Annotated in this window: 17 protein-coding genes, 1 tRNA gene and 1 pseudogene; 10 read left to right on the top strand and 9 right to left on the bottom strand. The window is 58.4% G+C overall.

Annotation, left to right across the window (positions count from 1 at the left end; all coding sequences use genetic code 11):
• Positions 1 to 5: 5 nt before the first annotated feature.
• The 3 genes from BMW97_RS06225 to BMW97_RS06215 form a co-directional block, all read right to left on the bottom strand.
• Complete coding sequence (locus tag BMW97_RS06225; protein ID WP_045908348.1) at positions 6 to 1,439, bottom strand: AMP-binding protein; 1,434 nt, start codon at positions 1,437 to 1,439, stop codon at positions 6 to 8.
• Positions 1,436 to 2,554 (bottom strand): MBOAT family O-acyltransferase, encoded by a 1,119-nt coding sequence (locus tag BMW97_RS06220; RefSeq protein WP_045908347.1) that lies wholly within the window; start codon positions 2,552 to 2,554, stop codon positions 1,436 to 1,438. Before BMW97_RS06220 ends, BMW97_RS06225 begins: the two co-directional genes overlap by 4 nt.
• Before the next feature lie 128 nt (positions 2,555 to 2,682).
• On the bottom strand, positions 2,683 to 3,819 hold the full coding sequence (locus BMW97_RS06215; protein WP_045908346.1) for a D-alanyl-lipoteichoic acid biosynthesis protein DltD: 1,137 nt from the start codon (positions 3,817 to 3,819) through the stop codon (positions 2,683 to 2,685).
• 278 nt (positions 3,820 to 4,097) lie between these two features.
• Here BMW97_RS06215 and BMW97_RS06210 point away from each other — a divergent pair.
• Positions 4,098 to 4,185, top strand: a tRNA-Ser gene (locus tag BMW97_RS06210).
• Between the two features lie 69 nt (positions 4,186 to 4,254).
• On the opposite strand, the gene BMW97_RS06205 is transcribed toward BMW97_RS06210, so the two are convergent.
• On the bottom strand, positions 4,255 to 5,136 hold the full coding sequence (locus BMW97_RS06205) for an AraC family transcriptional regulator (protein WP_045908345.1): 882 nt from the start codon (positions 5,134 to 5,136) through the stop codon (positions 4,255 to 4,257).
• Positions 5,137 to 5,364: 228 nt separating this feature from the next.
• Between BMW97_RS06205 and BMW97_RS06200 the strand changes: the two genes are divergently transcribed.
• From BMW97_RS06200 to BMW97_RS06185, 4 genes are read left to right on the top strand one after another with little or no spacing between them, the layout of a single operon-like run.
• Entirely contained in the window at positions 5,365 to 7,203 is a 1,839-nt protein-coding gene (locus BMW97_RS06200) for a DUF2264 domain-containing protein (RefSeq protein WP_045908344.1), read from the top strand.
• A complete protein-coding gene (locus BMW97_RS06195; RefSeq protein ID WP_045908343.1) occupies positions 7,200 to 8,480 on the top strand; it encodes an oligosaccharide MFS transporter in 1,281 nt (426 codons plus the stop codon). The genes BMW97_RS06200 and BMW97_RS06195 overlap by 4 nt, the downstream gene beginning before the upstream one ends.
• A 13-nt stretch (positions 8,481 to 8,493) precedes the next feature.
• Positions 8,494 to 9,684, top strand: a complete 1,191-nt coding sequence (locus tag BMW97_RS06190; protein WP_045908342.1) for a glycoside hydrolase family 88 protein — start codon at positions 8,494 to 8,496, stop codon at positions 9,682 to 9,684.
• A 22-nt stretch (positions 9,685 to 9,706) separates the two neighbouring features.
• Positions 9,707 to 10,306, top strand: a complete 600-nt coding sequence (locus tag BMW97_RS06185; RefSeq protein ID WP_045908341.1) for a DJ-1/PfpI family protein — start codon at positions 9,707 to 9,709, stop codon at positions 10,304 to 10,306.
• Positions 10,307 to 10,429: 123 nt separating this feature from the next.
• On the opposite strand, the gene BMW97_RS06180 is transcribed toward BMW97_RS06185, so the two are convergent.
• From BMW97_RS06180 to hpxO, 3 genes are read right to left on the bottom strand one after another with little or no spacing between them, the layout of a single operon-like run.
• Complete coding sequence (locus BMW97_RS06180; RefSeq protein WP_045908454.1) at positions 10,430 to 11,365, bottom strand: PDR/VanB family oxidoreductase; 936 nt, start codon at positions 11,363 to 11,365, stop codon at positions 10,430 to 10,432.
• Positions 11,366 to 11,376: 11 nt separating this feature from the next.
• Positions 11,377 to 12,414 carry a molybdenum cofactor-independent xanthine hydroxylase subunit HpxD gene (hpxD, locus tag BMW97_RS06175; protein ID WP_045908340.1) on the bottom strand — a complete coding sequence of 346 codons (1,038 nt, stop codon included), beginning with the start codon at positions 12,412 to 12,414 and terminating at the stop codon, positions 11,377 to 11,379.
• 14 nt (positions 12,415 to 12,428) lie between these two features.
• Positions 12,429 to 13,583, bottom strand: a complete 1,155-nt coding sequence (hpxO, locus tag BMW97_RS06170; protein WP_045908339.1) for an FAD-dependent urate hydroxylase HpxO — start codon at positions 13,581 to 13,583, stop codon at positions 12,429 to 12,431.
• A 239-nt stretch (positions 13,584 to 13,822) separates the two neighbouring features.
• On the opposite strand from hpxO, the gene uraD reads away from it, so the two are divergent.
• Both uraD and uraH read left to right on the top strand, forming a co-directional pair.
• Positions 13,823 to 14,323 (top strand): 2-oxo-4-hydroxy-4-carboxy-5-ureidoimidazoline decarboxylase, encoded by a 501-nt coding sequence (gene uraD / locus BMW97_RS06165; RefSeq protein ID WP_045908338.1) that lies wholly within the window; start codon positions 13,823 to 13,825, stop codon positions 14,321 to 14,323.
• Positions 14,320 to 14,643 (top strand): hydroxyisourate hydrolase, encoded by a 324-nt coding sequence (gene uraH / locus BMW97_RS06160; protein WP_045908337.1) that lies wholly within the window; start codon positions 14,320 to 14,322, stop codon positions 14,641 to 14,643. The genes uraD and uraH overlap by 4 nt, the downstream gene beginning before the upstream one ends.
• Here the strand turns inward: uraH and guaD are convergent.
• Positions 14,623 to 15,942, bottom strand: coding sequence for a guanine deaminase (gene guaD, locus BMW97_RS06155; protein ID WP_045908336.1), 1,320 nt, complete (start codon positions 15,940 to 15,942; stop codon positions 14,623 to 14,625). The genes uraH and guaD overlap by 21 nt on opposite strands.
• A gap of 99 nt (positions 15,943 to 16,041) precedes the next feature.
• Positions 16,042 to 17,538: an NCS1 family nucleobase:cation symporter-1 gene (locus BMW97_RS06150; protein WP_008499855.1), complete on the bottom strand. Its 1,497-nt coding sequence runs from the start codon at positions 17,536 to 17,538 to the stop codon at positions 16,042 to 16,044.
• Between the two features lie 144 nt (positions 17,539 to 17,682).
• Between BMW97_RS06150 and BMW97_RS06145 the strand changes: the two genes are divergently transcribed.
• From BMW97_RS06145 to puuE, 3 genes and pseudogenes are all read left to right on the top strand, one after another.
• The gene (locus BMW97_RS06145) at positions 17,683 to 18,399 is read left to right on the top strand and encodes a GntR family transcriptional regulator (protein WP_045908335.1); all 717 of its coding nucleotides are present in this window, start codon (positions 17,683 to 17,685) and stop codon (positions 18,397 to 18,399) included.
• Positions 18,399 to 19,268: pseudogene (locus BMW97_RS06140) on the top strand (aspartate/glutamate racemase family protein); the annotation flags it as partial. The gene BMW97_RS06145 and the pseudogene BMW97_RS06140, both read left to right, overlap by 1 nt.
• On the top strand, positions 19,189 to 20,088 hold the full coding sequence (gene puuE / locus BMW97_RS06135; RefSeq protein ID WP_235400974.1) for an allantoinase PuuE: 900 nt from the start codon (positions 19,189 to 19,191) through the stop codon (positions 20,086 to 20,088). The pseudogene BMW97_RS06140 and the gene puuE, both read left to right, overlap by 80 nt.
• Positions 20,089 to 20,125: the final 37 nt, after the last annotated feature.

Here is a 20,125-nt window from a genome sequence, read left to right as displayed (position 1 = left end):
GGTCATTAATTTGTGCGGGCGTAAGCGTCCAGCAACTTGCGGTCAATTTTGCCGTTAGGATTCAGCGGCAAAGCGTCTTTTACGATAATTTGTGAAGGCACCATATAGTGGGGAACCACCTTCGACAGCGAGGTTTTAATGGTATCCGGCGCCAGCTCCGTCACGCAGAACGCGGCAATGCGCAGCACGCTGCCGCAGGATTTCATCAGCGGCAGAACCACCGCTTCGTTGATGCCGGACATCGCCAGCAGGCGGTTTTCGATCTCGTTAATTTCAATACGGTAGCCATTCAGTTTGACCTGGCTGTCGTTGCGGCCCTGACAGTAGATGAGCCCCGCTTCATAACCCAGATCGCCGGTCCGGTAGCCGCGAAACGCCTCGTTTTCCCGATGAAGTAATTTCGCCGCGTTCTCCTGCGGCAGGCCGAGATAGCCGCGCATGACGTTTTTTCCCCAGATGATCAGCTCGCCTTCAGCGGAAATTTCCATTCTGCTCTCAGGCATCATGACCCCCACCGGCAGCACGGCGCTGTCGCTGTTCAGGATCGCATCCGTGATCTCGACGACGGTTGTTGCGATGGTCGCTTCCGTTGGGCCATAGGAGTTAATAATTTTGGCCTGCGGGAAACGGCGGCGCAGCTGTTTGACCAGCGCTTTATTCAACACTTCACCAATGAAGATGAAGACGCTCAGCGCAGGCAAATACTCGCTGTTGAACTGTGGGGAAAGTAGCTGCTGATACGCAAAAGAGGGGGTGGAAACCCAGGCGGAGACGGCGTTGCTTTTCAGTCGCTCCAGCCAGTTCTCTTTCTGAATATCCTCTTTGGCGTTCAGCACGATGTGTCCACCCATCGCCAGATTCGCCAGCAAAGGGATCAGGGAGAGGTCAAAACTGAACACCGCGTGGTTCATCAGGACCGGTTTTTCCGGCAGCGAAAAGTCCTGGCTGACCCATTTCATGAAGTGCCATACGCTTTCACGCCCAATCTGCACCCCTTTAGGTTTGCCGGTGCTGCCTGAGGTAAACATGATATAGGCCAGATCCTGCTCCTCCAGCACCTTGCCCGGTTCACCCGTGGCGATGAACTGCCGGGTCGCGACGTCGTAATAGTAAGGGGCGCTGGCCAGATGGCAGATCTCCCGCAGGCGCTCCTGCGGGTAAATGCAGTCCACCGGAATGTACGGAATGTTGTGTAGCAGGCAGCTATAAATCGCCACGGCGAACTCGGCCTGCTGGTGTCCGTACAAGACGACCGGCGTACCGGCAACAGGCTGGCAACCCTGATAGCGCTGTGCCCAGTCCGTCACGGCAGCGGAAAGCTGCAGCCAGCTTAAGGCTTCGTCGCTGCCGCTGATGGCCAGCTGCTGCGGGGAGGCGGGATCGTATAATGCCGCACGCAAGAAATTCTGCAGTTCCTGAAGATCGGAGTGATTTTTCATAGAGGTGACATTCCACTAAAGATGTAAAGGGAGCCCGCGGCGCTTCCCAGCGTCAGAATGCGTCCCAAAAACGCAACAGCCGGATACTGCAACCCGCGGTGTAACGCCGGGCTGCGTTTGGCTGACCACAGCAGCATGTTGTGAGCGACAGAGATGGCGCCAAACAGCGCGCCGCTGATGACGTAATGGCGTTCCAGGCCATTCCATGCCCCCATGCAAAACAGGGTGCAAAAAATACCGATATTTTGCGCCAGCGTTTTGTTCTGACGGAAAAAGTTGAACTTCATCAGGTTCATATAAACGGGCATAAAGACCACATCGCGCAGCCATTCAGACAGGCTAATGTGGAAGCGGCGCCAGAAGTCCTGCGGATTCTTTGCCAGAAGCGGCATATTGAAGTTTGCCGGAATATTCAACCCAAACATGCGGCCCGCACCGATGGTCATATTGCTGTAGCCCGCAAAATCAAAGTAGAGGTAGGCGCTATAGGCAATCGACATCACCACGCCCACGGTCAGCGTAAACGGCTTATGGCTCCAGGGCTGCACGACAAGTGAATCAACCAGCATGGCAAACAGGAACTTCTGGACAATGCCGGTAATGATTTGCTCCAGCGCCACTAAAAACTGTTCGCGGTTAAGGGCAAAGACGGGCTTGCTGACGTCGCTCATCCATGTCCGCCAGCGATACATTGGGCCCGCCAGAATAATAAAGGGCATAAACAGATAGCAGAAATAATGCAGGAAATTCTGCCCTTCTTTTTTACTGCGATAGAGCAGCACGTCCACCGCGCGGAACGTCATAAAAGAGAGGCCGATCATGCCGAGATGATGATTAAGGTGCAATTTCACCAAAAATAAAGGCAGCAGCGTTAACACAATCGCCTGCCATGTTTTTAACCATCCTTTTTCTTTTAACGTGGCGACAAGGTAAAAACTGAAAAAAACGACCGCGGGAACACGGTAATCACCCTGAAAAATATAGCCCCAGCCTAATGCGGCGAGGACGGATAACGCCGATAAATACGTCAGGCGATGACGTAATACGCGATTGACCAGCGCAAACGCCAGGGCGGATGAAAATAAATAGACAAAAAACATCCCTGAGCTATACATCATTCGGCCTCAGAACTTTTGATATTCAAAATGCAGCTGCATACTCATGCTGTCATCGACAGAGGTCCACGCGACGATGGTGATCGCCAGCAGGAGATAAAGGAAAAAAAGACGGATCGCGATTTTCATTATTTAAAGCTCTGTGCAATAAAGCGAATCATAGGAACCCAGGCCAGCTCGGAAGGGTGCAAACGATCCCAGTTCCAGCCATTCTGATAAGGCATGGCGTACATATCTAAATAGGGGATCTGGTTCGCTTCCAGAATGGTTTGAATTTGCTTATCAACCGGGCGGAAGGTATCGGTATTGTAAAGCGCCCAGGGGTTAACCGGGTCGACGATAGCAATCACCTGCACGTGACGGTCTTTCAGCAGCTGGACGGTTTTTCTGAACGCGGCGATTTGCGCAGGTACGACCGGCGTGTCATCCCACTGCTGCCGCGTACCGTCCTCCTCGTAAATCGTTTTGTCCATCCACAGGGTGGCCGCGCTCTGCTGGCGTTTTTTATTTAACTCGCGGGCATTCGCCAGCTCTTTATCCCAGTCTGGGGCTATATGGGTGGTTGGCTGCGGCGGCCACGGCTGTACCGTCCGGGGCGTAACGTTGAGCAGCGCCAGCCAGTCGTTTTTTATCAGGGTGCAGACGTTGGCAAACTGGAAACTCACCTCGTCCCATATCAGATCGGGGTGCCAGCCAAAGACACGCATTTGACCAAAGGTTAAATGGCTTATTTCTTTACTATCAATATGTTTTAAATAATTGACTAATATTGGGCGCGCCTGCGGATCCTTCATCAAAGGATTAAAAATAGAGCCCGGGAAATTATCGGCGTAGATAGCAGGTGGTAGACCTTTTGAGTAAAAGCTGTCGGGTGCCAGAAGCAAAACAACTTTACTGTTTGCGTTAAGGCTATTTTTAAAACGTGAGAACAGTAAAAACTGCGTTTCGTCATCAACAAACGCATCGCCATACGCCACGACGGGTTTGTGTAATTGCTTATTAAAATAATTATAGACAGCGTAATGTTCATCTTCTGAGGTCGCTACCTCAGACGCACCAATGAAGAATATCGCATTCCCTTCTAAGGCATGAGAAATAGTGGCAATTTTTTCCGCTTGTTCTTTAGGCGTCCCCGCCATTGATTTAATCAGCGGCTGGAAGGCGAGCGGTGGATCGAAGCTCGTCACCAGCGGGTGAATACAAAGGAACAAAATGGCCAGGGTTGCCATCAGGATATGTAAGCAAAGCGTATTCTTGATTTTCATCATCAACCCGTAACACTGCATGGCAGTAATGTCTAAAATCTGCGGGAATTCAGATTTATAACAATTACACTACAAATGACCGTCTATTTTTGTGGCATTCTATACCAGAGCGATTTAAAAGGATGAGCGTTGCTATGTTACGGTATGTACAAGGTCGTGGAGAGTGAAGTAGGGTCAGCGTGTGGGTGACTTTTTGCGCAGTCAAACGCGTGTGGGGAAAAATAGAAAAATTCCTGCTTTACAAGGCGCTAATAGATGTTTATAGTGCGCCTCACTTTGGAAGCGTGGCCGAGCGGTTGAAGGCACCGGTCTTGAAAACCGGCGACCCGAAAGGGTTCTAGAGTTCGAATCTCTACGCTTCCGCCAAATTCGAAACCCAGGTCGTTATGCGACCTGGGTTTTTTTGTGCATAAAACCCCCTGGCCAGGCTGAGGTTCAGCAAACCTGTCCAAAATCGCCCTGAGAGGGAATCCTGGTGCAGCGGATACTGCGCCGATACTGCAGTGGCGTCTGACGCATCATCTTTTTAAAGCAGGTAATGAAATAGGTCACCTCGCTAAACCCGACTGCCAGGGCAATAGCATCAACAGGCTCATTGCTGTACCGTAACAGCTCGCAGCTGCTTTTTATTCGACGGGTCAGCAAATATTCGTGGATGGTACCGCCGGTCTGCTGGCGGAAAATGCGTGAGGTATAGCTGCGTGAAAGCCCCAGGTCGTGGGCTAACTGGTCGAGCGAAAACTTGCTGGCATAGTGGGCTTCGACCCAGCTCATAATCCGCGAGGCGACGGTCTGCTGGCGCGGCGGGTAGGGCTGCGGCTGCTCGGGCAGAAACGTCATGAGCTGCATCATCAGAAAGGCCACCTCGCAGGCCTCGGTCTGCTCGTTGCCCTCCAGGCGCTGAAACTGTTCAAGGATCCTCTCGATAAACGCCGCGTGAGTGCTGAGATCGTAAATCTGTGCTGGCAGATTGCTGGCGGCAAGCGCGGCGAACCGGGCCTGATGGCGCGGGAAGGCGCCGAGCGCACTTTCGACGACCGATTGCTCAATGTGCATCGTCGTGCGGTGATAGGGGTTCTTATCGCTATGATCGACCTGCACTTTGTGCAAACGGAAGGGCGGGAAGATAAAGAGTCGCCCCGGACGGGCGGTGTAGTGCTGGTTATCCACCACCACGATGCCGTAGCCGCTGGAGATATAAAGCAATTCAACGCATTGATGCCAGTGGTAGTAAATCGCGCTGGTGGTGTACATGCGGTTAAAAGAAATGGCCTGCCGATCGAGCGTAATGCGTTCCAGTAGTTGCGTTTCACCCATATTACCTCCAGAACAACAGATTTAAATTTTTAGGCCATCATTTGTAATTTATCCCCCTCGCGTTCGACAAAATCCAGAAAAAATGAAATGGCGGTTTAATTTTGTGAGTCTGCTCACTCAGCGCCAGGAATAAAAGCAGTTACTCTTCATTCAGACGTCGCACTCGTGGCTTTAAAAAGCCTAATAACAATAACTTATCTCTACCCTCGTGTAATGCGGGAGGACCCTGTGCAACCTGAAAATATTCATCTGGATAATCCACTGACAAGCCGGGAAGAGGTGCTACGGCTGGTCAACGACATGCTGAACGCGGTGGCACCCTGGTTTAAAAAAGACGCCAGCCGCATTGATTTAGCGAACTTTACCGCTCACTACGGTCAGCAGGTGGCGAGCATGGAAACGTTTTCCCGCCTGCTGTGGGGCGTGACGCCGCTGTTGGCTGGCGGCAGCGAGCCGCAGCACTTCTCATTCTATTTACAGGCGATAAAAAACGGCACCGATCCGCAGCATGCCGATTACTGGGGCGATGTCGGGCCTTACGATCAGCGAATCGTCGAGATGGCGGCCTACGGGCTGCTGCTGGCGCTGGCGGGTGAAACCGTACTGGCACACTTCACTGAGACGGAGAAAGAGCATTTATGGCGCTGGCTAAAGCAGTGCGAGACCCAGGAAATCCCCGATAACAACTGGCACTTCTTCCCGATTCTGGTGCAGGTCGGCTTCCATTATTGCGGCATGCCGACCAACCCGCAGGCGCTGGAAGATCATTTTGCTGCCATGGAGCACTACTACCTCGGCGATGGCTGGTATTCCGATGGTCCGGGACGGCCGCGCGACTATTACATCTCGATGGGCTTCCATTTCTATGGCCTGATTTACGCGAAGCTCATGGCCGGGGTCGATCCGAAGCGCTGTGCAACGCTGCGTGACCGGGCCGCGCGTTTCTCCACTGACTTCATCCATTTCTTTGCCGAAGACGGCGCGGCGATCCCGTTTGGCCGTAGCCTGACCTACCGCTTTGCCGAGGCGGCGTTCTGGAGTGCGGCGGCCTTCGCCGGGCTGGAAGTCTTTTCGCCCGGCGTGATGAAGGGCATCGTCCTGCGTCATCTGCGCTGGTGGCTGAAGCAGCCGATATTCGACCGCGACGGCGTACTGAGCGTCGGTTACAGCTATCCGAACCTGGCGATGGCGGAAGACTACAACGCGCCGGGGTCGCCGTACTGGGGCCTGAAGACCCTGCTGGTGCTGGCATTAGATGAGGACGACGCCTTCTGGCAGGCGGCTGAGCTGCCGCTGCCGCCGTTGCCCGCGCAGCACACGATAGCCCACGCGGATCAGGTGGTGGTACATCAGGCCGACCACCTGTGGATGCTGACGTCCGGCCAGCTGGAGCTGAACAACTTCGTGAACACCGAAGCGAAATACTGCAAATTTGCCTATTCCACCCGCTTTGGCTTCACCATCGAACGCGGCCGCTACGGCCTGAACCATGCCGCGCCCGATTCGATGCTGCTGCTGGCCGAAAAGGACAACTACTGGCGTGGCCGTCGCGAATGTCAGCACGTGGTCACCGCTGACGGCACTATATACAGCCGCTGGCTGCCGTGGCACGACGTGGTGATTGATAGCTGGCTGCTGGCGCTGGGCGACTGGCAGCTGCGCGTTCATCGTATCAATACCCGACGCGCGCTGGACTGCGCGGAAGGCGGCTTTAGCCTGGCAAACCGCCCGCAGCCGCAGGTCCACGAGAGCGACGGCGCCTGCTGGTTACGCAATGCCCGGGATGTCTCAGCCATTTTCTGTTCACATCCGCACGCTCGCCGCGGCGAGACGGTGGTGACGCCGCCAAACAGTAATCTGCTGTTCGCCGAGCGCGCAGCGGTGCCGGTGCTGCGCGGCGAGCTCGATCCCGGTACGCATGTGTTAATCAGCGCGGTGTGGGCGGGAAATGCCGCCGACTTCGATCCGCAACGCTGCCCGCAGGCCTTCATTAGCGATGACGCGGTACGCTTCGTGACGGCACGACAAGAAACGACGCTCCTTCTGGCTCCGGAGGCATCGCTATGAGCACATCATCGTCCGTACGCGCCGCGCAGTACAAAATGAGTACCTTTATTTTCCTTTACTTCTTCACGTGGTCATCCAGCTTTGGCCTGTACGCCCTGTGGCTGAGCCAGAAAGTGGGCCTCGATAGCGTCACCATCGGCAGCGTGTTCGCTATAAATGGCGTCTTCGCGGTGGTTCTGAAGCCGGTGTACGGCTACATCATGGACAAAATCGGCATGAGCAAGTGGCTGCTCTATTTTGTCTGCGCCATTTCTGCGCTGATGGCGCCGTTTTTTGCGCTGGTTTACCAGCCGCTGCTGCAAAGCCATGCGATGGCGGGGATTATCATCGGCGCGCTGTATCTGAGCCTGGGCTGGTACGCCGGTGTGGCGGCGTCTGAATCTTACGCCGACCGCTTTAGCCGCCTGTACGGGCTGGAGTTTGGCCGCATCAGAATGTGGGGTTCACTGGGCTGGGCGATGGCGGCGTCGGTCTCCGGGCTGTTGTTTAACGTCACCCCGCTGGCCAACTTTCTCCTCAGCAGCAGTACCTCGGTACTGATGCTGCTGGTGCTGATTAGCCTCAAAATCGGCGATGAGCAGTTGCGCAATAACAGCGTCATTTCCGCTAATAAGATCGTCTTCGCCGATGTGCTGATGCTCCTGAAAAACCGCAAATTCTGGATGTTCAGCCTCTATGTCGCCGGGGTGGCGTGGATGATGTTTATCGCCGAACAGCAGTTCCCGCGCTACTTCGTCTCGTTCTTCGCCACCAAAGAGCAGGGGAATGCCTGGTACGGCTACCTGAGTACCGTCCAGTCGGGGATGGAGTTCGTGATGATGATGTTTATCCCGTGGCTGGTGAACCACTACGGCGCTAAGCGCGGCCTGCTGTTCTGCGGCTGCGTGGTCGGGGCACGGCTGATCGCCTCCGGGCTGACCAGTGACCCGATTGTTATCTCCATCATCAAACCGTTTTATGGCGTCGAGATCGCGCTGCTGCTCATCTCCGTCTTCAAATACATCGCCGAACATTTCCATCGTCGGGTTAACGCCACGATGTACCTGCTGGGCTACCAGGCGATGATTTACGTGGGTTCGATTGTGGTCGCCCCACCTGCCGGCTATCTGTACGACAAGATTGGCTTTGAGCATACCTATCTGCTGATGGGCAGCTGCGCTCTGGTATTTACGCTGATTTCCGCCTTTACGCTGTCGCGCTGCCAGTCGAAGCGCGATGACTCACGATCCTTTGCTCCGGCTTTAGATACCGCCCCGGTTGAACCGGCCAAACATTAATTCAGGAGTTGTTATGACCAAATCTGTTATCACCGAAGCGCTGCGACCGATCGAACTGCATCAGGTCGATCGCCTGGCACTGAGCCAGAAGCTGGAAGCGGCGTTAGCCCGCGTCACGCGCAAGCTCGACAACAATATTGTCGCCTTCGGCGATAAGTTCCCCGGTGAGGCCTGTGAGAAGGGGGTCTGGCCGCGCACCGATAACGTGGAATGGACCACCAGCTTTTGGCCTGGACAGCTGTGGTTGGCGTGGGAGATGACCGGCAAAGCGCATTATCGCGAAGCCGCCGAACGCTATTTACCGTCGTTCGCCCGGCGTATTGAGCAGCGCATCGACACCGCAACGCACGACCTCGGGTTCCTCTATTCGCTCTCCTGCATCAGCGCCTGGCGCCTCACCGGTAACGAAGCCGCTCGCCAGTCGGCGCTGCTGGCAGCCGAGCGCCTGATGGAGCGTTTTAACCCGACGGCCAACATTATTCAGGCGTGGGGTGATTTAAACGACCCGGAGCAGCAGGGGAGAATGATCATCGACTGCAACATGAACCTGCCGCTGCTGTACTGGGCCAGCGAACAGACCGGGGATCCGCGCTATGCGCAGGCGGCGACGGCTCATGCCGGACAGGCCGCGAACTATATCGTGCGTGAAGATGCCTCGACTTATCACACTTACTATATGGATGTGCAGACGGGTGAGCCGCGCTTTGGCAACACCCATCAGGGTTACAGCGATACCTCGTGCTGGTCGCGCGGCCAGGCATGGGGCATTTACGGCTTCCTGCTCAGCTATCAGCACACCGGCGATAAGCAGATGGTTGAGCTGTCCCGCAGCCTGGCGCATTACTTCCTCAACCGTCTGCCGGAAGATGATGTTTGCCACTGGGATTTGGCGCTGCTCGGTACCGACGCCGTGCGCGACAGTTCAGCGGCGGCGATTGCCGCCTGTGGCCTGCTGGAGCTGGTCAAGGCGCTGCCGACGCTCGACGCAAACCGTGCGTATTATGAAGAGATGGCGCTGCGTATTGCGCTGTCGCTGACCGATAACTACCTTGCTCACGACGACGATCCGACCGAAGGGCTGCTGCAGCACTCGGTTTATCATATGGGCAGCGGTAAGGGCGTCGATCAGTGCTGTAGCTGGGGAGACTATTTCTATCTTGAACTGCTGGCGCGGCTGCGACAGATTTGGCACCCGTACTGGTAACCCTTAAGCAATGGAGAGCAAAATGAAAAGCGTAGCCGTGCTATTAGCCCCTGGTTTTGAGGAGGGGGAAGCGATTGTCACTATCGATATCCTGCGCCGCCTGAATATTTCGGTGCAGACGATTGCCTGCGGCGAGAGTCGCGAAGTGGTGAGCTATCACGCCATCCCTATGGTGGCGGACAGCACTCTGCAGGCCAGCCTCGACCGTACCTTTGACGCCGTGGTGTTACCGGGCGGCCCGCAAGGCAGCGTTAACCTGGCGAAAAGCGCGGAGGTCATTGCCTTCGTCCGCCGCCACGATGAAGCGGGCAAATATATCTGCCCGATTTGTTCCGCCGCCGCCCGCGTGCTGGGCGGCAATGGACTGCTGAAGGGACGGCGCTATGTCTGTTCCGGCGATCTGTGGAAAACAGTCAGCGATGGCATCTACGTCGATGCCGACGTGGTGGAAGAAGGCAATCTGCTGAGCGGCCGTGGGCTGGGTAAAGTGTTTGATTTCGCCTTTACCCTGGCGGCGCGATTGCAGGGCGATGACGCGTTGGCGCGCGAGCAGGCCAGCCATATTGATTATGCGTGGCAGGATAGCGAGCCCGTTTACGGGCTGGCAAAGTGCGATTTGTAAGTTTCGCCCGGCGGCGCTACGCTTGCACGGGCCTACAATGAATAGTGCAATATATTGATATTGTTACGGATTATAGGCCGGGTAAGCGCAGCGCCACCCGGCAAGAAAGCGTGTGCAGACGGTTTACAGCCCAATCACCAGCTCCCCGGAATGGCTCCGCGAGCAGCACAGCGCCACCTGCTGGTCCGTTGCGCTTTTTTCCGCCTCCGACTGCACGCTATCCCGGTGATCCACCACGCCGTCAATCACCGGCGTCAGGCAGGCTCCGCAGATCCCCATCTCACAGGAAAGCGGGACCGCCACGCCATTTTCCTGCAGCACCTGGGCGATGGTTTTATCCGCAGGCACCGGCCAGCGCTCCCCGGTGGAGGCCAGCTTGACCGTGAAGATCTCCCCGGTTTCACCGCCTGCGGCGGGCGCAACGGGCTGAAACGCCTCGCTGTGAAGATGGGCGTCAGCCCATCCCTTTGCCGTGGCGACCTCACGCACTTTTTCCATAAACCCCGCAGGTCCGCAGATCCAGGCGTGAAGGCCCGATTCGGCCGCCGGGAGATGTTCCGCCAGCACTGTGCGCGGGCTGGCGGTATGAATGATGCACTCATCGCACAGCGAGAGTTCGCGCACAAACGCCGCGCTTTCCCGGTTCCTGACGTAGTAGTGCAGCGTGAACGGCGTTCCGGTCGCCTTCAGCTGCAGGGCCATCGCATACAGCGGCGTAATGCCAATTCCCGCCGCCAGGAGTAAAACCCGCTCTGCCTGCTGAAGCGGAAACAGGTTGCGCGGGGCCGATATCATCAGCTTCTGCCCGGGACGCAGCGTCTCGTGAACATAGCGCGACCCGCCGCGCGAGGCGGTTTCCCGCCCCACGCAGATCAGGTAGCTCTCGCCGCCACACGCTCCGGTCAGGGAATACTGGCGAACCACGCCGCAGGGCAGGTGAACATCAATGTGTGCGCCGGGCTGCCACGGTGGCAGCGCTTCGCCGTCTTCCGCCACCAGCCTGACGGCGAGGCTTTTGTCGCCCTCGCGCCACAACCCGTCAACAATCACGCTCAGCATATCGGCCTCCGTCATACCAGGAAAAACTCGCCAAAGCCCATCTTCTTCAGTCCCCGACGGTAGGCAATCGAGCTTTTATCTGCGGGGATATGCGCTTCCAGGGTCAGGTCCAGCGGCAGGCGTTCCGGACGCTGGGTTTCCACCATCAGACGGTCCTCTTCAAAAATCCGCAGATTGAAAGCATGCACATCCTCCACCGGAATATGCAGGTCAAAATTGCGGGCGATAGGGGCGAACATGCGGGTCACGCGCGATGACACCGGCGATGCGGCGTTCATAATGACCAGTCTCGACTCACCCGGAAAATGAATCGTCAGGGTGGCGGTGAACGGCAGGTGCATCTCAAAATGGCGTAACCACTGGAACCCTTCCGGAGCCTGCACGGGGGAGCTGGCGGGATAGTTGCTCACGGAGCTCCAGTAATCCGCCACGAAGCCAAACGGCGTCTCCTGAGGCTGATAGTGGGGCACCAGCGGGTTATTCGGGTCCGCAAAAGTATCGGTGTGGATCCAGGCAAAGTGCGCCACGTCCAGAAAACCCTCTACCTGACGTCCGGCAAAGCCGTTGACCTCAAACGCCGGGCAGTTAATCTGCTGAAATCCGTCGTCATCCCAGTGCGGCATGGTGGGCTGCGGCGCGGGGTTTTCCGGATCAAACGCCAGGCAGGTCCAGATGAGCCCGAACCGCTCCTCCACGGCGTAGTTAATCAGGTTCAGCTTCGCCGGAACGGGCTGGTCGGGGCTGGAGGGAATACGGTTGCAACGCCCGCCCTCCCCAAAGCGTAAGCCATGATAGGGGCAGATAATCCCGTGCTCGTCGTGAAAGCCGAGCGTCAGCGGCACGCCGCGGTGCGGGCAAACGTCACGGGCGACCACGACCTGGTCGTTAATGCGGTAAATCACCAGCTGCTCATCCAGTAGCGTCGCTTTGACCGGCGCCGGACCGACGTCGCAGGCGCGCGCGACCGGATGCCAGCATTTCGCCAGACGCAGCCAGTCCTCTGGCTCAAACGTACAGTGGGCGGGTGGAGTCGGTTCTCTTTTCATCATTATCCCTCTTACATTCAGCCTAACGGGCCGCCCTGAATGGTCTCGCACAGACCGTTGATGATGCGCTCTCCGGTCTCCTCGCGAAGCTCCTGATACCAGGCCTGCGTCAACGCCATGTCTTTGCCGTGGGTGACGTCGCAGCGCTTACGCGCCTTCAGCACCAGGTCACGCACCCGGTCGCAGCGCAGCGCCTCGTACTGCCGCAGCGCCAGCGTGATGTTGTGGTTTTCACGCAGGCATTCCCCCAGCACCACGGCGTCTTCCATCGCTGCGCAGCCGCCCTGGCCGATATCCGGTGTGGTGCTGTGCCCGGCATCGCCCAGCAGCGCGACGTTGCCGCGTACCAGGCTGTCGAACGGCTCAATGTCGTGGATTTCAATGCGGTTGGTGGTTTCAGGATCCAGCGTCGCGATAAGCTTCTGCACCGGCGGCGCCCAGCCGCGGAAGTAGCCCGTGAGATCGGCGTGCAGGGTAGTGCGATCCTCCGCCAGACCCGCAGGGAGCGGCACGTCAAAGAAGAAGTAGAAGCGTCCGCCGGAGACGGGCATCAGCGACACGCGTTTGCCTTCGCCAACGAAGGTGGTCCACTGGTGCGCCGGGGCGATCTCCTCGTCAATCTTCACCAGCCCGTTCCAGTTCACGTAGCCGGCGTAGCGGCGCTCCGGCGTGTACCCCAGCACGTACGGGCGAACCGCCGAGTGGCTGCCGTCGGCGGCAATCAGGAAATCCCCGGCAGCTGTGCTGCCATCGGTGAAGGTGACGCTCACACCAGCCTCGTCTTCATGAGCGCGTTCGACGCGCTTGCCGAACTGCACCTTGTCGCGCCCCCAGAAGTCCAGCATTTCGCGCTGAAGCTCAGCGCGCGAGACGGGGCAGGGACGCCCGCCGGTACGCTCAACCAGCGGGGCAAGGCTAAAGCGGGTCAGGGTATCGCCGCGACGGTAATCCTTATAGGCCATAAAACGCATCGGTCCGCCGTAGGTCTCGATGATGTCGCCCATGCCGAGGTGCTGCATGCATTTCACGCCGTTCGGCCAGATGGAGATGGCCGCCCCGACGGGCCTGATCTCCTTTACGGCTTCAAACACGGTACAGTCGATGCCCGCTTTCTTGAGCGCGACGGCGGCGCTCAGGCCGCCAATACCCGCACCAATAACGATTGCTCTCATGCTTCTCTCCTTTTGCAGGGTGTAAAGACATTCAGCAATTTGCGTACCAGGCTGCAGAGTGGTGAAAACGGCGTTGTGAGGGAGACGTTTGCACTGCTAAGGTGCACAAACGCGGTGAGCGTGCCTTTTTATGAATCAAAAATTTCCTGGTCAGCCATCCGGAATCGACTGTTTCACGTTTGTCTCAAGAGTGGCGTGGTTTGTGCACTGACCTGAAGGAGGATAATCAAGGAGAACCTATGATCGCACTGCACGACTTCAATCAGCTGCCTGAGAAAGACGCTTTTACGCTGCTTCAGCCCTGCGTGGCGATACCCGGCTGGGCCGACGCGTTGGTGAGTGGGCGGCCTTATTCGAGCCGGGACGCGTTGTTCATTGCGGCGCAGGCCCTGACGCAACGCTGGGATGAAGCGGCCTTAACGCAAGCCCTGAGCGCCCATCCGCGCATCGGGGAAAAGCCTGCGGGTTCAGCGGCGGAGGCGGCACTGTCGCGCCAGGAACAGGGCGCGGTGAACGATCGCGATACCGCCCTTGCCAAGGCGCTGCGTGAAGGTAATGCCCGCTATGAAGCCCGCTTTGGGCGCGTCTTTCTGATCCGCGCGAAGGGCCGCAGCGGCGAGGAGATATTACAGGCCCTGCACGCGCGGCTGGAGAACAGCGACGCGCACGAAATCCGTGCCGCGCTGGAACAGCTGCGGGAAATTACGCTGCTGCGACTGGAAGGAGTCATTCACGAATGAGCACACTCAGCACCCATATCCTCGATATTTCGACGGGCAAACCCGCAGAGGGCGTGACGGTTTATCTGCAACAGGACGGGAAGACGCTGGCCACGGGCGTGACCAACGTCCAGGGACGCATCGCCGCGTTCGTTCCCTCTCTGCCCGCGGGCCGCTATCGGCTGGTGGCGGAGATTGGGGCGTGGTTTAGCGATACCGGCCGGGAGACAATCTATCCCTGCGCGCACATTGAGTTTGTGACGGGAGAAACGGCAGACGAGCATTTCCATCTGCCGTTTGTGATTGCTCCCGGCGGGTGGTCAACCTACCGGGGCAGTTGACCACACCCGCTCGCCGTTGACCCAGGTCTCGCTGATGTTGCGCTCGTCGCCGAGGGTCATCAGCACAAAGAGCTGCTCGTAGATATCCTGGCAGCGGCGATTGCGCAGGCGCTGCAGCGGCGTTATGTCGGGGTCGATAATCACGAAATCCGCCTCTTTGCCTGCCGCGAAGTTGCCAATCTTATCGTCCAGCCGGAGGGCGTGCGCACCGCCCAGCGTGGCGTGATAAAACGCCTCGCTGGCGCGCAGGCGGTAGCTCTGAAGCTGGCCCACCTTGTAGGCCTCCCCCAGCGTGCGCAGCATGCTGAAAGTCGTGCCCGCCCCGACGTCGGTGCCGATGCCCATCCGCACCCTGTGCTGCCAGCAGGCGGGCAGGCGAAACAGCCCGCTGCCGAGAAACAGGTTCGAGGTGGGGCAAAACGCCACCGCCGAGCCGGTGTCATGCAGGCACTGCCACTCGCTGTGGTGCAGATGGATCGCGTGGGCAAACACGCTGCGCTCGCCGGTCAGGCCGTAGTGGTGATACACGTCCAGATAGCGCTCATGCTCCGGCCAGAGATCGCTCACCCAGGCCACTTCGTTGGGGTTTTCGCTGAGATGCGTCTGCAGCCAGGTGTCCGGGAACTCCTCTCTGAGCAGGCTGACCGCCGCAAGCAGCTCGGGTGATGACGTCGGCGCAAAGCGCGGCGTAATCGCATAGCCCAGCCGTCCACGGTGATGCCAGCGCTGGATCAGCGCCCGGGTCTGCCGGTAGCTCTGCTTCGCGTCTTCGCTCAGGTAGTCCGGCGCGTGCCTGTCCATCATCACCTTACCAGCGATAAGGCGCATGTTCAGGCGCAGGGCCTCGGTAAACAGCGCTTCGACCGATTCCGGATGCAGCGTGCAAAACACCAGCGCGGTGGTGGTGCCGTTGCTCACCAACTGGTTAATGAAAAATTCGGCGATCTCTTCTGCGTAGGCCTCATCGGCAAACTGGCTCTCCACCGGGAAGGTGTAGGTGGTCAGCCACTCCAGCAGCTGTTCGCCAAAGGCGCCAATCATCTCCGTTTGCGGATAATGGACGTGGGTGTCGACAAAACCGGGTAGCAGCAGCCTGCCGCGCAGGTCGGTATAGCCTTTGTGCGGGTCAAGATACTGCTCGCCCTCCTGCCACGGCATCTGTGCCAGAATTTTTCCGTGCTGGATAAACAGCAGGCCGTCCTCAAGGTAGCGCGCGTGCTGGGCAATGGCGTCTGCGCTGTCGCAGACCCGGGCAATATCAAAAAAAGCACCGCGTATCGCAGTCTGGTATTCCATCATGGTTCCTGCCTTCGTGTGTGCGTAGCGGGGGTGAGAAGGCTCAGCAAGAACGGTGCCAGAATGAACGGGCCGCAGAGATGCTGCGGCCGAAGGGAAAGGTTACTCTTTTTGCGTCGCCACGCGGGAGCCAAACGACGTCGCGCCTGCCGTCTCGCGCTCTTCCCGCGCCAGCCAGCGGTAGGTGACGCCGCCGAGGAAGACGCCAATAAACCAGCTGAAGTTTGCCACCTCATGCAGGGCCGGGATAAAGCTAATGACCAGGCCCACGGCAACGGACGGGATCAGCGCCCCAATGGCTTTCGGGTTAAAGCCGTTGCGGTACCAGTATTTGCCCTTTGGCGTGTCGTCGAACAGATCGTCAACCGACACCTTGCCGCGTTTAATCAGGTAGAAATCGGCGATCAGAATGCCGAACAGCGGGCCGATAAACGCCCCGAGCACGTCCAGGGTGTAGTGGATAAGCTCCGGCGAGTTGAACAAGTTCCACGGGGTGAGCAGGATCGAGCCGACGGCAGCAATCATGCCTCCGGTGCGGAAGCTGATTTTCTGCGGCGAGCAGTTAGAGAAATCAAACGCCGGTGAGACGAAGTTCGCCACGATGTTGATCCCGATGGTGGCGGTGATCATCGTCAGCAGGCCAATCGCCACGGCCAGATCGTTGCCCACGCGGCTGACGGTCTCAATCGGGTCGGTGATCATGCGGCCAAACAGAGACTGGGTGCCGGAGACAATCACTACGGTGACGATGGAGAACAGCAGGAAGTTAAACGGCAGCCCCCAGCGGTTGCCGCGGCGGATCTCACCCATGCTTTTGCCGTAGCGGGAGAAATCGCCAAAGTTAAGCAGCGGACCGGAGAAGTAGGAGACCACCAGCGCCGTGGCGGTGATCATCTGCCAGGTCTGCTCGCCCGCGCTCAGGGATTTGCTGGCGAGGGTAAAGGAGATGCCGTCAAAACCGGTCTTGTATACAATCCAGCCGGCGAGGGCCAGCATCACCACGTAAACCGCCGGACCGGCGATATCAATAAAGCGCTTGATGGCGCTCATGCCGTGCCAGAAGACCATCGCCTGTAGGACCCACATAATGGCAAAGCAGATCCAGCCCAGGTGCGACAGGCCCAGGAATGCGCCGGTAGTGAGTGAAGAGAGCGACGGCCAGAACTTCAGCGCCACCAGCATCAGCGCGTTGGCGGCGAGATAGGTCTGAATGCCGTACCACGCGAAGGCAATCAGCCCGCGGATCACCGCCGGAATATTGGCCCCGAACACGCCAAACGCCTGACGGCTGATCACCGCGTAGGGCACGCCCGCCATCTGGCTCGGTTTGGCCACCAGGTTGGCGCACAGCTGCACGATGCAAATCCCCACCAGCAGGCAGAGCAGCACCTGCCAGCTTGCCAGCCCGAGCGTAAAGAAGCTCGCGGCGACAACATAACCCCCCATGCTGTGAACGTCCGACATCCAGAACGAAAAGATGTTGTACCAGCTCCAGTTCTGGTCACGCGTCGGTGCCAGATCCTCATTGCAAAGACGTGGGCTGTAAACCGCACCGGAATCAGCGGCCGTACCTTGCTGTGCGTTTTGACTGTTTGGCATGAAACCTGCTCCTGTGAATGAAAACCCGTTGAGTGGGAGTGCAAACGGTGTTGCAGGATCCAGGCCAAAATAATAAATCTTGTATGCAATATTTTATTTTTATGTATACGATTCGATAACGGAAAGTAAAATTCGGAGTGGTGAATGAACAACCTAAACGCCCTGCAGACCGCGCCAGACCTGCATGATAAAGACGAATCCATCTTCCAGGCGCTGATGACCGCGATTGTCGAACACCGGCTGCTGCCGGGGAGCAAATTGCCGGAAGAGGCGCTGGCCGAGGTCTTTGGCGTGAGCCGCACGGGCATCCGCAAGGTGCTTCAACGACTCGCCGCTGTGCAAATGGTCACCCTGACGCCCAAGCGTGGTGCACACGTCGCCAGCCCGACGGTCGAAGAGGCGCGGCACATCTTCCGCACCCGCGCCCTGCTGGAGGTCGCTAACCTGCCGGACGTGCTGGCGCACTGCCAGCCGCCGCATCTTGCCGCGCTGGAGGCCATTATTCGTCAGGAGCAGCAGGCGCACGAGGCCTATGACGGCCCGGCGGCGATCCGCCACTCCGCCAATTTCCACATTCAGCTGCAGGCCATCTCCGGCAACCAGGTGCTCACTGAGATGGTGACCAGCCTGAGCCAGCGTTCTTCGCTGGTGATTGCCACCTGGGGCGCGCCGTGGCGTCAGGGCTGCCGTTGCAACGATCACGAGCAGCTGGTGGATCTGCTGCGCCAGAAGGCGCTCCAGCCGCTAAGCGATGCATTAATGCACCATTTTGAACATATCGTCGCCAGCCTCTGCTTCGAGCGGGCGGGCGAGTGCCTGCCTGATTTTGCCCGGCTGTTTGCCGGCCACAAGGAGTCGTAATGTCTGTCTGTATACAAGTGATCAACCCCAACACCAGCCTCGCCATGACGGAAACCATCGGCGCGGCAGCCCGCGCGGTGGCGGCACCGGGAACGGAGATCCTCGCGGTCTGCCCAGGCGTGGGCGTGCCGTCGATAGAAGGCCACTTTGATGAGGCCATCGCCGCCGTCGGTGTCCTGGAGCAGATCAAAAAAGGCAGGGAGCAGGGCGTGGACGGTCACGTGATCGCCTGCTTTGGCGATCCGGGCCTGCTGGCGGCGCGCGAGCTGGCGCAGGGGCCGGTAATCGGCATCGCCGAAGCCGCCATGCATATGGCGACGCTGGTCGCGACGCGCTTTTCGGTGGTCACCACGCTGCCGCGCACGCTGATCATTGCCCGTCATCTGTTGCACCAGTATGGCTTTCAGGACCATTGTGCGGCGCTGCACGCCATCGACCTTCCGGTGCTGGCGCTGGAAGACGGCAGCGGTCTGGCGCAGGAGAAAGTGCGCGCGCGCTGTATACAGGCGCTGAAAGAGGATGGCTGTGGCGCCATCGTGCTGGGCTGCGGCGGCATGGCGACGCTGGCGCAGGAGCTGACCCGCGAACTGCGCGTGCCGGTGATCGACGGCGTCAGCGCGGCGGTGAAGATGGTGGAATCGCTGGTGGCGCTGGGGCTGTCGACCAGCAAGCACGGGGATCTGGCGTTCCCGGAGAACAAAGCGTTAAGCGGGCATTTTCAGGCATTGAATCCATTTTAATTTTTTGGGGGTGGCAATGGGGCTTTTTGAACAGGATTATCCGCGGGATCTGCGCGGCTATGCGGGCAACCCGCCGCACGCGCGGTGGCCGAATCAGGCGCGCATCGCCGTGCAGTTTGTGCTCAATTACGAAGAAGGAGCAGAAAACCACGTTCTGCACGGCGATGCCGGATCCGAGCAGTTCCTGTCGGACATCATCGGCGCGGCCAGCTACCCGGACAAACACATGTCGATGGACTCTCTCTACGAATACGGCAGTCGCGCCGGGTTCTGGCGGATCCACAGTGAATTTCAGAAACGCGGCCTGCCGCTGACGGTCTTCGGCGTGGCGATGGCGCTGGCGCGTCACCCGGAGATAGTCGAGGCAATCAAAGCCGCGGATTACGACGTGGTCAGCCACGGCTGGCGCTGGATCCACTACCAGAATATGGACATCAGCCAGGAGCGCGAACACCTGCACAAGGCGGTGCATGTTCTGACCGACCTGTTTGGCAAGCCGCCAACGGGCTGGTACACCGGGCGCGACAGCCCCAATACGCGCCAGCTGGTGGTAGAGCACGGCGGTTTTGACTACGACAGCGACTACTACGGCGATGATTTGCCCTTCTGGACGGAAGTGGCCTGCAGCGACGGCTCCCGTAAACCCCACCTGATTGTGCCGTATACGCTGGATGCGAACGACATGCGCTTTGCGACCGCGCAGGGGTTTAACACCGCCGAGCAGTTTTATACGTATCTGAAGGACAGTTTTGACGTGCTGTACGAAGAGGGGGAAAGCGCGCCGAAGATGATGTCCATCGGTATGCACTGTCGCCTGCTGGGGCGACCGGGTCGTTTTCGCGCGCTGCAGCGGTTCCTGGATTATGTGCAGCAGCACGAGCGGGTGTGGGTCTGTACCCGCCAGCAGATTGCCGACCACTGGCGGGAGGTACATCCGTTTCAGAAGTAAGTGTGCGATGTTTTGCCGGGTGGCGGCTGCGCCTTAC

The organism is Enterobacter sp. NFIX58 (assembly GCF_900110475.1).
In the GTDB taxonomy this organism is placed as follows: Bacteria; Pseudomonadota; Gammaproteobacteria; order Enterobacterales; family Enterobacteriaceae; genus Enterobacter; species Enterobacter quasiroggenkampii.
This window is presented reverse-complemented; position numbering and strand designations above follow the sequence as displayed.